The sequence below is a fragment of the Bradyrhizobium uaiense genome (assembly GCF_010811875.1).
Lineage (GTDB): Bacteria > Pseudomonadota > Alphaproteobacteria > Rhizobiales > Xanthobacteraceae > Bradyrhizobium > Bradyrhizobium uaiense.
In genome coordinates this window covers 1-277 of sequence record NZ_VKHP01000663.1, presented here as the reverse complement: position 1 = coordinate 277, position 277 = coordinate 1, and the positions used below count along the sequence as shown (strand labels likewise).

General features: G+C 63.2%; 1 protein-coding gene. It reads left to right on the top strand.

Features of this window, described 5'->3' with window-relative positions; genetic code table 11:
• The coding region (locus tag FNJ47_RS55630) for a carboxyl transferase domain-containing protein (RefSeq protein ID WP_283811403.1) at positions 1–277 on the top strand (277 nt) is incomplete at both ends.

The window sequence follows — 277 nt, the reverse complement described above, 5'->3', positions numbered from 1 at the left end:
CGATGACCGACTTCATCTTCATGGTGAAGAACACCAGCTATATGTTCGTCACCGGTCCCGACGTGGTGAAGACCGTCACCAACGAGGTGGTGACCGCCGAGGAGCTCGGCGGCGCCTCGGTGCACGCCACGCGATCCTCGATCGCCGACGGCGCATTCGAGAATGACGTCGACGCGCTGCTGCAGATGCGCCGGCTGATCGACTTCCTGCCGTCGAACAACACCGACGGCGTGCCGGAATGGCCGAGCTTCGACGATATCGGCCGGGTCGACATGTC